This window comes from Stutzerimonas sp. KH-1, from assembly GCF_054483855.1.
Genome location: NZ_CM137011.1, coordinates 2,964,086 through 2,976,531, shown reverse-complemented (window position 1 = coordinate 2,976,531; position 12,446 = coordinate 2,964,086). Strand labels below are relative to the sequence as shown.

At 65.5% G+C, this 12,446-nt stretch carries 13 protein-coding genes; 8 read left to right on the top strand and 5 right to left on the bottom strand.

Features of this window, described 5'->3' with window-relative positions:
* Nucleotides 1–36 precede the first annotated feature (36 nt).
* From ACX1DW_RS14415 to ACX1DW_RS14405, 3 genes are all read left to right on the top strand, one after another.
* On the top strand, nucleotides 37–585 hold the full coding sequence (locus ACX1DW_RS14415) for a cupin domain-containing protein (protein ID WP_020306743.1): 549 nt from the start codon (nucleotides 37–39) through the stop codon (nucleotides 583–585).
* A gap of 162 nt (nucleotides 586–747) precedes the next feature.
* Entirely contained in the window at nucleotides 748–1,173 is a 426-nt protein-coding gene (locus ACX1DW_RS14410) for a c-type cytochrome (protein ID WP_020306742.1), read from the top strand.
* 132 nt (nucleotides 1,174–1,305) lie between these two features.
* Nucleotides 1,306–1,842: a cupin domain-containing protein gene (locus ACX1DW_RS14405; protein WP_020306741.1), complete on the top strand. Its 537-nt coding sequence runs from the start codon at nucleotides 1,306–1,308 to the stop codon at nucleotides 1,840–1,842.
* 22 nt (nucleotides 1,843–1,864) lie between these two features.
* Here the strand turns inward: ACX1DW_RS14405 and ACX1DW_RS14400 are convergent, their stop codons facing one another.
* The 4 genes from ACX1DW_RS14400 to ACX1DW_RS14385 all read right to left on the bottom strand — a co-directional run bounded on the left by ACX1DW_RS14400 (nucleotide 1,865) and on the right by ACX1DW_RS14385 (nucleotide 6,325).
* Nucleotides 1,865–2,437, bottom strand: coding sequence for a xanthine phosphoribosyltransferase (locus ACX1DW_RS14400; protein WP_208217379.1), 573 nt, complete (start codon nucleotides 2,435–2,437; stop codon nucleotides 1,865–1,867).
* Between the two features lie 136 nt (nucleotides 2,438–2,573).
* Nucleotides 2,574–3,158, bottom strand: coding sequence for a 3-keto-disaccharide hydrolase (locus ACX1DW_RS14395; protein WP_020306739.1), 585 nt, complete (start codon nucleotides 3,156–3,158; stop codon nucleotides 2,574–2,576).
* 9 nt (nucleotides 3,159–3,167) lie between these two features.
* Nucleotides 3,168–4,787, bottom strand: a complete 1,620-nt coding sequence (locus ACX1DW_RS14390) for an alpha-amylase family protein (RefSeq protein WP_458991737.1) — start codon at nucleotides 4,785–4,787, stop codon at nucleotides 3,168–3,170.
* Between the two features lie 2 nt (nucleotides 4,788–4,789).
* Nucleotides 4,790–6,325, bottom strand: coding sequence for an alpha-amylase family glycosyl hydrolase (locus tag ACX1DW_RS14385; protein ID WP_458991736.1), 1,536 nt, complete (start codon nucleotides 6,323–6,325; stop codon nucleotides 4,790–4,792).
* 186 nt (nucleotides 6,326–6,511) lie between these two features.
* Here ACX1DW_RS14385 and gap point away from each other — a divergent pair, with 186 nt between their 5' ends.
* The 5 genes from gap to ACX1DW_RS14360 all read left to right on the top strand — a co-directional run bounded on the left by gap (nucleotide 6,512) and on the right by ACX1DW_RS14360 (nucleotide 11,823).
* Nucleotides 6,512–7,522 (top strand): type I glyceraldehyde-3-phosphate dehydrogenase, encoded by a 1,011-nt coding sequence (gap, locus tag ACX1DW_RS14380; protein WP_458991735.1) that lies wholly within the window; start codon nucleotides 6,512–6,514, stop codon nucleotides 7,520–7,522.
* The gene (locus ACX1DW_RS14375; protein ID WP_458991734.1) at nucleotides 7,519–8,106 is read left to right on the top strand and encodes a cyclodeaminase/cyclohydrolase family protein; all 588 of its coding nucleotides are present in this window, start codon (nucleotides 7,519–7,521) and stop codon (nucleotides 8,104–8,106) included. The genes gap and ACX1DW_RS14375 overlap by 4 nt, the downstream gene beginning before the upstream one ends.
* Before the next feature lie 157 nt (nucleotides 8,107–8,263).
* Entirely contained in the window at nucleotides 8,264–9,430 is a 1,167-nt protein-coding gene (locus tag ACX1DW_RS14370) for an iron-containing alcohol dehydrogenase (protein WP_458991733.1), read from the top strand.
* Nucleotides 9,431–9,434: 4 nt separating this feature from the next.
* Nucleotides 9,435–10,937: a CoA-acylating methylmalonate-semialdehyde dehydrogenase gene (locus tag ACX1DW_RS14365; protein WP_196111932.1), complete on the top strand. Its 1,503-nt coding sequence runs from the start codon at nucleotides 9,435–9,437 to the stop codon at nucleotides 10,935–10,937.
* A 91-nt stretch (nucleotides 10,938–11,028) separates the two neighbouring features.
* Entirely contained in the window at nucleotides 11,029–11,823 is a 795-nt protein-coding gene (locus ACX1DW_RS14360; RefSeq protein ID WP_208217385.1) for an IclR family transcriptional regulator, read from the top strand.
* Here ACX1DW_RS14360 and trhA read toward each other — a convergent pair.
* Nucleotides 11,811–12,428, bottom strand: coding sequence for a PAQR family membrane homeostasis protein TrhA (trhA, locus tag ACX1DW_RS14355; RefSeq protein WP_208217386.1), 618 nt, complete (start codon nucleotides 12,426–12,428; stop codon nucleotides 11,811–11,813). The two genes, ACX1DW_RS14360 and trhA, sit on opposite strands and share 13 nt — an antisense overlap.
* Nucleotides 12,429–12,446 lie beyond the last annotated feature (18 nt).

The following is a 12,446-nucleotide window of genomic DNA, read 5'->3' as shown; positions in this document are numbered from 1 at the left end:
CCCTCATCGCTTCGCTCTTGAAAGGGGGCTCCCGTATTGGACGTCGGCGTTCGACTGCAAACCATCCGTAAGCTCAAGGGCCTGTCCCAGCGTGAACTCGCCAAGCGCGCAGGCGTGACCAACAGCACCATTTCCATGATCGAGAAGAACAGCGTCAGCCCTTCGATCAGCTCGCTGAAAAAGGTACTGGGCGGCATCCCGATGTCGCTGGTGGAGTTTTTCTCGCCCGACTTCGATCAGGACAGCGATACCCAGGTGGTCTACAAGGCTGGCGAGCTGATCGATATCTCGGACGGGGCGGTGAGCATGAAGCTGGTGGGCAAGGCGCACCCGGGACGTGCCATCGCCTTTCTCGACGAGACCTATCCGCCCGGCTCCGACACCGGAATGGACATGCTCTCGCATCAGGGCGAGGAGGCCGGCATGCTGGTCGAAGGGCGTCTCGAATTGACCGTGAATGGTCAGGTCTATGTGCTGGAGAGCGGCGATAGCTACTATTTCGAGAGCGCCAAGCCGCATCGTTTTCGCAATCCGTTCGATGCGCCGGCGCGGTTGATCAGCGCGACGACACCGGCCAACTTTTAACCACTACCGGCCTAGGTTCGTCCGAAAGTTGCGATGCGACAAAGCGTCGCTGGGAATCCTCGGGCCTTTCGTATTGTTTCGGCCGGCATGGCTTGCCGTTATACTGACCGCCGCTCGCGATACCGTGGCCGCGGGCGTGTCTAGCCACAATGAGGGTGTAAGGTGAACCTGATTAAGAAGATCCTGGTAGCACAGACTGCCGTATTGGCCCTGTGGGCAATGAGCGCTCAGGCTGCGACCGACGAAGCAATCGCCGAGCGCCTCAAGCCGGTGGGCGAAGTATGTATCCAAGGTGAAGAATGCGCAGCCGCTGGTGCCGGCGCTGCCGTTGCCGCTGGTGGTGCCGCCCGTAGCGGTTCCGATGTGTACGGCAAGTTCTGCACTGCCTGCCATGGCTCTGGCCTGCTGAACGCGCCGAAGACTGGCGATACCGCCGCCTGGTCGGCCCGTGCCGATGCCGCCGGTGGTCTGGACGGCCTGCTCAAGCACGCCATCAGCGGTATCAACGCCATGCCGCCGAAAGGCACCTGTGGCGACTGCTCCGATGACGAGCTGAAGGCCGCCATCCAGCACATGTCCGGCCTCTGATCGAGCGCCGTGTCATCAGCAAAGCCGCCTCCGGGCGGCTTTGTCGTTTCTGGCGGGAGCAAAGCGCGAGCGTCTCGAGTCGAAACTGATACGGCCGCCTGGCCGATTCATCGATCCGAGAAGGAGGCCCGCATGCCCAGTACCGCGCCGCATCCCGAACAGTTGCAGCTCTCCAGTGACGGGCGCACACCCAACAGCCCGCACCCGGTGCTGATCTATCGCCAGCTGCCCTTGGCGGGGCCGAGTCCGGCAGAGGCGTTCGAGCGGTTGTTCGACAGCCATCTCTGGCCGTCGGCCTGGCGCGGGACGGTTTACGACTACCACCATTACCACTCCACCGCCCACGAAGTGCTCGGCGTGGCCAGCGGCTGGGCACGGCTGATGCTCGGTGGGGAGCATGGCGAGGAAGTCGAACTGCGTGCCGGCGATGCGCTGGTGCTGCCGGCCGGCACCGGGCATTGCGCACTGGAGGCCAGCGAGGATTTTCAGGTGGTGGCCGGCTATCCGGTGGATCAGCAGTACGACATGCAGCGCCCCGACGCGGCCAGCCATGACGACTCGAAGGCGCGGATAGCCCGCGTCGGCGTGCCCGTCAGCGATCCGCTGGCCGGCACGCAGGGTGCGCTGGTGACGCTGTGGCGCGGGAAGGCCGCGCCGGTCGCCTCATGAACGGCGCATGCGCAGCTCGCGTTCAGTCGATGAACTGCACCGCGCCATCGGCCAGCGAGGCGACCCGGGCGAGTGACTCGACGCGGTAGCCAGCCTCTTCCAGTTCCTTGCGACCGGTCTGGAAGGATTTCTCGATGACGATGCCGAGACCGGCGATGCTGGCCCCGGCCTGATTGATGATCGAGATCAGGCCCTTGGCGGCTTTGCCGTTGGCCAGGAAGTCATCGATGATCAGCACGCGGTCGTTGGAAGACAGGTGCTGCGTCGACACGGCGATGGTGCTTTCCACCTGCTTGGTGAACGAATAGACGGTCGCCGTGAGCAGGTTGTCCTGCAGGGTCAGCGACTGATGCTTGCGGGCGAAGATCACCGGCACGCCCAGCTCCAGGCCGGCCATGACCGCAGGTGCGATGCCCGAGGCCTCGATGGTGACGATCTTGGTGATGCCGTCATCGCGGAAGCGACGGGCGAATTCACGACCGATGGCCTGCATCAGGACTGGATCAATCTGGTGGTTGAGGAACGCGTCGACCTTCAACACCCGGTCGGAAAGCACGATGCCCTGACTGCGAATCTTCTCTTTCAGCTGTTCCACGAACGCTACCTCAAGCGTGGGCGGCCGCGGCTTGCCTGACGCTCGGCGCGTTGGCGCTTCTGCCGTCACTGCGTTTCGCAGCCTGGAAAAGCCGCGCATTCTCGCTCAATTCGCCGCGCCGATCCAAGGGCGACGTTCAGCTGAGCGGTTCGATCGACAGGCGGCGAAAGCGCACGGCCTCGCCGTGGTGCTGCAGCACGATATGGCCGGCGCCGGCCTGTGCATACAGGGGCTTGTCGGCGAACTTGCTGGCGCCGATCAATGTGCGCAGTGCCGGGTCGTCCAGGCGATAGCCAAGCACCATGCGGTTGTCCAGCCAGTGTTCGACCTCCATGCCGCGCACCAGCAGCGCGCCCTCCATGAAGCTGCCCGGTTCGATCGGCGTCTCCTGCTGAGTGGCCAGCAGTCCATAAAGTGCGCCGTTGCGGGTAGTCGGTTCGGCGCCGTCGGGATGCACGGCATCGTCCAGCAGCTGCATTTCCGGCCCGCTGTGCCAGGCGAGTTCGGCGGCCTCGTCGACGCGGTAGAACACCCCGGAATTGCCGCCGACCGGCAATGCGTATTCGAAGCGCAGGATGAAGTCGGCGTAACGCTCGCGGGAGATCAGGTCGATCCGCGGCGCGCCGACGATGGCGCACAGCTGCTCCGCGTCGCGGTACCAGCTGCCCTCGGGAAAGTCATCGCCGTGCCAGGCACGCCACTGTGTTGCGTCGAGAATCATGGGTCGCTCCTATCCGAACAGTTGCTGCTTGCGCCGCAGCCAGCGGTAGCCGTAGGGCCCGAGGCGAATCTCCAGCGGCGTGCCTTCCGGCTGGTCGTAGTCGCAATCGGCAAGCACGTCGACCATGTCCTGCAGGTCGTCGGCGGTGATCTCGACCGTCGTTTCCTGGTCGGCGAGATTGACCAGCATGAGTACCGTGGAGCCGTTGTCGTGGCGGATGGCGAACACCGCCGGGTCGTTCACTTCGACAGTTGTGCGCTTGCCGATGCCGATCTCGCGCAGGCCGATGCGCGTGCGGATCATGTTGCCGGTGCGCGCCATCAGCGAATCGCTGCGCAGGGTCTGGGCGAACACATTGATCTTCTCGTAGGTGAACGGGCCTTCGTCGATCAGGGGTGCTGCCAGCTCGGCGGTGGTGCAGGAAAAGCCGGCGTTGGGCTCGTTGGACCACTGCATCGGTGTACGCACGGCCTGCCGCTCGGGGCGTTCCATGTCGTCGCCCATGCCGATCTCCTCGCCGTAACGGATTATCGGTGTGCCGGGCAAGGAGAAGAGCAGGGCGTGGGTCGCCGCTATCCGGCGCTCATCACCGTCGAGCATGGGCGCGAGCCTTCGGCGGATGCCGCGGTTGTAGGCGCGCATCTTCGGGTCGGGGGCGAAGGTGTCCATGACTTCGTTGCGTTCATCCTCCTCCAGCCGATCCAGGCTCAGCTCGTCATGGTTGCGAATCCACAGCGCGTACTGCGAATGGCTGGGAGGCAGCGGCTGGCTGTTCAGGGCGCGGACCAGCGGCTCGGCCTGCTGCCGGGCCAGCGCCAGGAAGAAGTGGTTGTTGGTCCAGAAATCCAGCAGCAGAGTGACGCGGTCCGCTTCGTCGCCGAAGTACTCGACGTATTTCTCCGGGTCGGTATCGATTTCGCCGAGCAATACGGTCTCCGGGCGGCGCATGGTGACGAAGTCGCGCATGTGTTCCAGCAGCCAGTAACCCTGGCGCAGGTCGCCACCGCCGGCCTGGCGCACCATGTGCACCGCGGCGTCGATACGAAAGCCGGACACGCCCAGGCGCAGCCAGAACGACATGATCCGCTCGATCTCGTGGATCACCCGCGGATTGGTCAGGTCAAGGTCCGGCTCGTGCTTGTAGAAGAGGTGGCGATAGTACTGGCCGGCTTCCTCGTCCCAGGTCCAGACGCTGTCCTCGACGGTCGGAAAGATCGGCTCGATCGAGTCGTCGGGTTCGTCCGCCCAGATGTAGTAGTCGCGGTACGGCGAGTTGCGGTCGCGGCGCGCCTCCTGGAACCACTTGTGCTCGCTGGAGGTGTGCTGCACCAGCAGTTCGACGATCACGTGCAAGCCCAGCTCCTCGGCCTTTTCCAGCAGCGCCACCATGTCGGCCAGGTCACCGAACTGCGTGGCGATCTGCAGGTGGTCGGTGACGTCGTAGCCGGCGTCGAGAAACGGTGAGGCGTAGCAGGGCATGATCCACACGGCGGTGGCACCCAGGCCGCGGATGTAGTCCAGCCGTTCGGTGATGCCGCGCAGGTCGCCGCAGCCGTCGCCGTTGCTGTCGCGGAACAGGGCGGGATCGACCTGATAGATCACCGCGTTGCGATACCAGAGTGGACGCATGCTCAGCTCTCCGCCGGGCGCAGGATCAATGCCTGCCCGGCCGTCAGGGTGCCAGTGAAGGGTTCGCCCTCGCCGACGCCATCGCTGGCGATCTCCACACGCCAGTGCCCGCTCTGCGCGAAGACATGTTCGTGATCGGCGAAGTTGATGCAAACCAGCCGGCAGTCGCCGCCCTGCTTTCGGCGGTAGGCCAGTACTTCGGGGTGCGACGGCAGCTCTGTAAAGTCGCCGTGGTGCAACGCCGGGCTGGCCTTGCGCGCTGCGAGCAGGCGCTGATAGAGGGCGAACATCGAGTTCGCCGCGCCGACCTGCCGTTCCGCGGCCAGCTCGTCGGCATCGGGCGGAAAGGGCAGCCAGGGCGACGCGCCGTTCCAGTCATGGGGCGGTTCGGCCAGCCAGGGAATGGGAGCACGACAGCCGTCGCGGCCGCCCGGGTCGATGCGCGCCTCGTCGGCGATGTGTGCGTCTTCCAGGCCCAGTTCCTCGCCCTGGTAGATGAACGGTGTGCCGCGCTGCGTCAGCAGCAGTACCGCGGCAGCGCGGGCGGCGCGCTCGGAGCCCTGGTAGCGGCTGCGCTGACGCACATTGTCGTGGTTGGACAGCACCCAGCTCGGCCAGGCGCCGGCCGGCTGCAGCCAGTGCTCGACCTCACGGATGCATGTGCGAAACAGCACCGGGTCCCAGGGCGCATCGAGCGGATTGAAGTTGAAGGCGAGGTGCAGCTCGTCGCCGGCGCCGTAGTACTGCAGCACGCGTTCGGTGGAGCGGATGTTCACCTCGCCGACCAGCATGCGATCACCGGGATAGCTGTCGACCAGCTTGCGCAGGCCGCGCAGCACCTCGTGGCTGTAGGGCTGGTCGTTGAAGTCTGACAGTGGCTGACCGGCCTGGCAGCGCGGATCGTCGGCGAAGCTCGGATCCTTGCCGGTGCAGTGAATGACGTCGATGCGAAAGCCATCGATGCCGCGATCGAGCCAGAAGCGCAGCACGTCGTGCATTGCCGCGACCACTTCGGGGTTGCGCCAGTTTAGGTCCGGCTGCTTGGCGAGGAACAGGTGCAGGTAGTACTGCTGCGTGTGCTCGTCCCAGGTCCAGGCGCTGCCGGCACCCAGCGCGGCGCGCCAGTTGTTCGGCTGGTCCCGCCAGATGTACCAGTCGCGCTTGGGGTTGTCCCGCGAGCTGCGCGACTCGACGAACCAGGGATGCTCGTCGGAGGTATGGTTGGGCACGAAGTCGAGCAGCACGCGGATATCGCGCGCATGGGCTTCGGCAATCAGCCGGTCGATATCGGCCAGCGAGCCGAACAGCGGATCGATGTCGCAGTAGTCGCTGATGTCGTAGCCGGCATCGGCCATTGGCGAGCGGAAGATCGGCGATAGCCACAGGGCATCGACGCCCAGCTGCTGTAGATGATCGAGGTGGCGCAGCACGCCATTGAGGTCACCGACGCCGTCGCCATTGCTGTCGGCAAAGGATCGCGGGTAGATCTGATAAACGGTCGCACCCATCCACCACGGCGTTCGGGTTGTCTCGCTCATGCCACGCACCCCCTGAATCGTCTCAGGTCGCGGCCGATCCTGCACGACCGCTCTGTCAGGTTTACGACTGGCCAACGGCACATGGGTTCGCCTGTTAATTGATCCTGGTCGGTCCGCGATGAACGCAAGGGTGGATACTCCGCCTAAGCTAACGACAGACTTTCCACCCCCTCCGAGGAGATTTGCATGCTACGTATTGCCATCAACGGGTATGGACGTATCGGCCGCGCCGTCGTGCGAGCGCTGTTCGAGCGTGGATTGCAGGATCGGGTACAGGTGGTCGCGATCAACGATCTCAGCGACCACAAAACGCTGGTGCATCTGACGCGGTTCGATTCGACCTTCGGTCGTTTTCCCGAACCGGTGGAGCTGGACGGTGAGTCAATGGTGGTGCGCGGCCAGGCGATCCGCCTGCTGGCCGAGCGCGATGCGACCCAGTTGCCGTGGAGGGAGCTGAATGTAGATGTGGTGCTCGAGTGCACCGGCAAGTTCAAGAAACGCGCGATGATCGAGCAGCACCTGCAGGCCGGGGCCGGCCGCGTGTTCGCCTCGCACCCGCTGGATGGCGGCGACCTGACCGTGGTCTATGGTGTGAATCACCAGCTGCTGGGGGATCAACGCGTCGTCTCCAACGCCTCGTGCACCACCAATTGCCTGGCGCCGCTGGCCAAGGTGTTGCACGAGGCGGTCGGCATTCGTCAGGGCCTGCTCAACACCGTGCATTCCTACACCAATGACCAGAACCTGCTGGACAAGGCGCACAGCGATCTCTACCGCGCGCGCGCCGCGGCGTTGTCGATGATTCCCTCCACCACCGGTGCGGCCAACGCCATCGGCCTGGTGCTGCCGGAGCTGGCTGGGCGTCTGGACGGCCTCTCGGTGCGGGTGCCGACGCCGAACGTCTCGCTGGTCGACCTGACCTTCATCGCCGAGAACGCGCCGGCAAGCGTCGACGCGATCAACGAGATCCTCCGTGCCGGGGCGCAGAAACTGCCGGCCGGTGTGATGGAGTGCAACGAGGAAGCCCTGGTCTCCTGCGACTTCAACGGCTATCCGGCGTCCTGCGTCGCCGACCTCAGCCAGACCCGCGTGCAGGGTGAGCTGGTCAAGGTGATGGCCTGGTACGACAACGAGTGGGGCTTCTCCAACCGCATGCTCGATGTGCTGCTGCACTGGCAAGGCGCCAACGCCGGATGACCGACGCCGACCGACCTGGTGTGGGGCAGGGGCTCTGGCAACTGCCCCTCGCGCAGTTTCGCAATGCCGTGGCCGAGCGCGCGCTGCCCGGCTGCGGCGCGGTCGCGGCGGTGACCGCGGACCTCGCCGTAGCGCTGATCGTCAAGGCGCTGCGGGTCACGGCCGGGCAGCGCGACGATGACCGCTGCAGCGCGTTGCTCGACCAGGCGCGGGCACTGCTCGGCCGTCCAGGTGCCTTTGCCGACGACGATGTGGCGGTGTTCCGCGAGGTGCTCAAGGATCAGCACGATGATCGCTTGGCGTCCTCGGCGGCGCGCCAAGCCTGTGCCGTGCCGCTGGCCACGGCCCATGCCTGTATCGAGGCGCTGGGCATTGCCGAGCGTGCCTTGCTGCTGGTCGACCCCGCGCTACGGTGCGACGTCGAGGCCGCCGTCCTGTTGCTGGTCGCCTGTGTCGATGCCGTGCTGCTCAATGTCGACGCCGACCTGCAGGGGCTGGGCAACTCGGAGACCCGCGCGCAGGTACAGACACGCGCTGAGCGACTGGCCGCAGCAGCGGAGCGCTATCGGCGGGGTTCTACTTGATCGAAGGTGTCTAAGCAAAGAATAAAACGAGACCGTCGGTCTCGTTTTTTGTTGACGTCTACCCATTCGCTTTCTACTCTCCAGGCTCGATAGTGAGACATAAAGTCTCAGAATAAGAAGCCGCCATGCCTCAGGCGGCCCACCTCGGAGAATGCTCATGAGCCACCGCATCGTCCTGCCGCGCCTGATGGAAGTCGGCGCTGGCGCCAGCGGGCAACTCGCCCGCGTGCTGCAGGAACTGGGCTGCAGTCGCCCGCTGATCGTCACCGACCGCATGATGGTCGAGCTCGGCTATGTCGCGCGCATCGCCGGCCAGCTGGAAGAGGCCGGCATCGCCAGCCAGTGCTTTGCCGATACCCTGCCCGAACCGACCGCTGCCTCCATTCGCGCCGGCGTCGAAATGGTCCGTCAGGGGGACTTCGATTCCATCGTCGCCCTCGGCGGCGGCAGCCCGATCGATTCAGCCAAGGCCATCGGCATCCTCGGCAAGTTCGGCGGCGAGATGCGCGACTACCGCTTCCCGCGCGATGTCAGCGAAGCCGGCCTGCCGCTGATCGCCATTCCCACCACCGCCGGCACCGGCTCGGAGGCGACGCGTTTCACCATCATCACCGACGAGACCAGCGACGAGAAAATGCTCTGCGCGGGCCTCGGTTTCATGCCTATCGCCGCGCTGATCGACTATGAGCTGACCCTCTCGCTGCCGCCGCGGGTCACCGCCGACACTGGCATCGACGCGCTGACCCACGCCATCGAGGCCTATGTCAGCCGCAAGGCCAGCCTCTACAGCGATTCACAGGCGTTGGAAGCAATGCGCCTCTTGGCGCCAAACCTGCGTGCAGCCTTCCACGAGCCGGGCAACCGCGCCGCGCGTGAGGCCATGATGCTCGGCGCGACCCTGGCCGGGATCGCCTTCTCCAACGCCTCGGTGGCGCTGGTGCACGGCATGAGCCGGCCGATTGGTGCCTTCTTTCATGTGCCGCACGGGCTGTCCAACGCCATGCTGCTGCCGGCGATCACCGCCTTCTCGATTCCCGCGGCGCCCGAGCGCTACGCCGACTGCGCGCGGGGCATGGGCGTCGCCGCACAGACCGACAGCGTCGAGGTGGCGAACGACAAGCTGCTCGCCGAGCTGCGCGCGATCAATCAGGAGCTGAAAGTGCCGAGCCCGGAACAGTTCGGCATCACCCGCGAACGCTTCTTCGAGCTGCGCGCGACCATGGCGCGTCAGGCGCTGGCCTCCGGCTCGCCGGGCAACAACCCGCGCGTGCCCACGGAAGCGGAAATCATCGACCTCTACGAAACCGTCTGGAACCAGGAGTGAAGCCATGCAGACCCTCGGCAACCTGATCAACAACGAGGCCGTCGCCGGCCGCTCCGAGCGCCATGCCACCGTCTACAACCCGGCCACCGGCGAGCCGCGCCTGTATGTCTCGCTGTCCTCGGCGGACGAGACCCGCGAAGCGATCGCCGCTGCCCAGGCCGCCTTCGACGGCTGGTCGAAGACCCCGCCGCTGGTGCGCGCGCGGGTCATGTTTCGCTTCAAGGAACTGCTCGAAAAACGTCGCGACGACGTCGCCCGGCTGATCACCAGCGAGCACGGCAAGGTGTTTTCCGACGCCCAGGGCGAAGTGACCCGCGGGCTGGAAGTGGTGGAGTTCGCCTGCGGCATCCCGCATCTGCTCAAGGGCGAGTTTTCTTCCAACGTCGGCCGTGACATCGATTCGAATTCGCTGATGCAGCCGCTCGGTGTCTGCGCCGGGATCACCCCGTTCAACTTCCCGGCCATGGTGCCGCTGTGGATGCTGCCGGTGGCCATCGCCTGCGGTAACACCTTCGTCTTGAAGCCCTCGGAAAAAGACCCCAGCGCGACGATGCTGATCGGCGAACTGCTGGCCGAGGCGGGGCTGCCGGCTGGTGTGCTGAACATCGTCAACGGCGACAAAGAGGCGGTGGACGTGCTGCTCACCGATGAGCGGGTGCAATCGGTCAGCTTCGTCGGCTCTACGCCCATCGCCGAATACATCTATGCCACCGCCTCGGCCCACGGCAAGCGCTGCCAGGCGCTGGGCGGGGCGAAGAACCACATGGTGGTGATGCCCGACGCCGATCCGCAGCAGGTGGTCAGCTCGCTGATGGGCGCGGCCTACGGCTCCGCCGGCGAGCGCTGCATGGCGATTTCCGTCGCGGTGTGTGTCGGCGACGAGGTGGCTGACAAGCTGGTCGAAATGCTCAAAGGCGAAATCAGCCAGATGCGCACCGGCCCGGGCCTGGGCGTCGAGCCCGAGCCGCACATGGGCCCGCTGGTGACCCGCGAGCACCAGCAGAAGGTCAGCGGCTACATCGATCTGGGCGTGGAGGAAGGTGCAACGCTGGTCTGCGACGGCCGCGGCATCAAGGTCGAGGGCTACGAGAAAGGCTTCTATGTCGGCCCGACGCTGTTCGACCGGGTCACGCCGAGCATGCGCATCTACCGCGAGGAGATCTTCGGCCCGGTGCTGGCCGTGGTGCGGGTTGCGTCGTTCGACGAGGCGCTGCAGCTGATCAACGACCACGAGTTCGGCAACGGCACTTCGATCTTCACCCGTGACGGCGATACCGCGCGGCAGTTCGAGGAGAACGTCAAGGTCGGCATGGTTGGCGTCAACGTGCCGATTCCGGTGCCGATGGCCTTCCATTGCTTCGGCGGCTGGAAGCGCTCGGTGTTCGGCCCGCTGAACATGCACGGCCCGGATGGGGTGCGTTTCTTCACCCGGATGAAGACCGTGACCCGGCGCTGGCCCACCGGTATCCGTGCCGGCACCGAGTTCGCCATGCCGACCATGAAGTAGCCCGCGCGGTACCGTTGCACTGGCGGTGCCGGTCGCTACACTCCCGGGCGCCCTGTGGGGCGTCCATCTTCATCGAACGACAAGGCAGACGATGCGCAGCACTCCCCGCGAGAAAGGCTCTTCCATCACCCGCGTGCTGGAAATCATCGAGGCGGTGGCGGCGGCGAAGGAGCCGCTCAGCCCGACCGCGCTGGCCGAGCGCCTGGACATCCCCAAGGCCAGCGCGCACCGGCTGGTGCAGACTCTGGAAAAGGAAGGCTTCCTGCAATTCGGCCTGCGCGGCGGGCTGCTGCCGGGCGAGCGCCTGCATGTCGCGGCGCTGAACATCCTGCGCAGCAGCCGGCACAAGGCGCTGCGCCAGGCGATCCTGCGCCAGCTCTCCGAAGCCATCGGCGAGACCTGCGGTCTGGCGATTCCGGACGGGCTGGACATGCTCTATTTCGATCGGGTGCAGACCAACTGGCCGCTGCAGATCAACCTGCCGATCGGCAGCCACACGCCGCTCTGGTGCACCGCCAGCGGCAAGCTCTATCTGGCCTCGCTGCCGCCAGAGCAACTGGAACGGGTGCTGCCGCGTCTGCCGCTGCAGCGGATGGCGCGCAACACCCTCACCGATCTCAGCGCGCTGCGCGACGACCTGGCCCGCGTGCGCGAGGAACAGCTGGGAACCGACTGCGAGGAATTCATCGACGGCATGGTCGCCTGTGCGGTGCCGGTACGAGCATCCGATGGCGAACTGCTGGCCTGCCTGTTCAGCCACGCGCCGGTCATTCGCTGTTCGATGGTGCAGCTGCTGGAGTTCGTGCCACGGATGCGTGCCGCGGCAAACGAGCTGGAGGCGGTGCTCGGCAGCGCGGCGGCGCTGGAGGCCGATCAGAGCACGTAGAACAGAATGGCGATGAAGTGCAGCAGGCTGCCGACCATCACGAAGATGTGCCAGATGCCGTGCCAGTGCCGGAAGCGGTCGTCGAAGACGAAAAAGACGATGCCCACCGTGTAGCAGATGCCGCCGGCCAGCAACCAGCTGAAACCGGCGCCACCCAGGGCGGCGAACAGCGGCTTGACCGCCACCAGCACGATCCAGCCCATCACCGCGTAGATCACCAGTGACAACACCCGTGCTTCGGAGCGCGGCTTGATCTCCTGCAGCATGCCGATCACGGCGAGGCCCCAGACGATGCCGAACAGCGTCCAGCCCCAGGTGCCGGACAGGGTGACCAGACAGAACGGCGTGTAGCTGCCGGCGATCAAGAGGTAGATCGACAGGTGATCGAGCTTGCGCATGACCACCTTCGCCCGCCCGCGCAGGCTGTGATAGAGCGTCGAGATGCTATACAGCAGGATCAGGCTCAGGCCGTAGATCGCCACGCTGACGATCTTCAGCGGCGAGCCGTCGAGCGCGGCGAGGACCAGCAGCCAGATCGCGCCGAGACACGCCAGCGCAGCACCGACCAGGTGCGTCCAGGCATTGAAGCGTTCGCCGTGATACATCCCAACCCTCCCGAAAAC

Excerpts from the sequence above, each read along its gene's own strand:
- ACX1DW_RS14405 (WP_020306741.1), top strand. The coding sequence starts at position 1,306 with ATGCCCAGTACCGCGCCGCATCCCGAACAGTTGCAGCTCTCCAGTGAC.
- ACX1DW_RS14395 (WP_020306739.1), bottom strand. The coding sequence starts at position 3,158 with ATGATTCTCGACGCAACACAGTGGCGTGCCTGGCACGGCGATGACTTT.
- ACX1DW_RS14390 (WP_458991737.1), bottom strand. The coding sequence starts at position 4,787 with ATGCGTCCACTCTGGTATCGCAACGCGGTGATCTATCAGGTCGATCCC.
- ACX1DW_RS14385 (WP_458991736.1), bottom strand. The coding sequence starts at position 6,325 with ATGAGCGAGACAACCCGAACGCCGTGGTGGATGGGTGCGACCGTTTAT.
- gap (WP_458991735.1), top strand. The coding sequence starts at position 6,512 with ATGCTACGTATTGCCATCAACGGGTATGGACGTATCGGCCGCGCCGTC.
- ACX1DW_RS14375 (WP_458991734.1), top strand. The coding sequence starts at position 7,519 with ATGACCGACGCCGACCGACCTGGTGTGGGGCAGGGGCTCTGGCAACTG.
- ACX1DW_RS14370 (WP_458991733.1), top strand. The coding sequence starts at position 8,264 with ATGAGCCACCGCATCGTCCTGCCGCGCCTGATGGAAGTCGGCGCTGGC.
- ACX1DW_RS14365 (WP_196111932.1), top strand. The coding sequence starts at position 9,435 with ATGCAGACCCTCGGCAACCTGATCAACAACGAGGCCGTCGCCGGCCGC.
- ACX1DW_RS14360 (WP_208217385.1), top strand. The coding sequence starts at position 11,029 with ATGCGCAGCACTCCCCGCGAGAAAGGCTCTTCCATCACCCGCGTGCTG.
- trhA (WP_208217386.1), bottom strand. The coding sequence starts at position 12,428 with ATGTATCACGGCGAACGCTTCAATGCCTGGACGCACCTGGTCGGTGCT.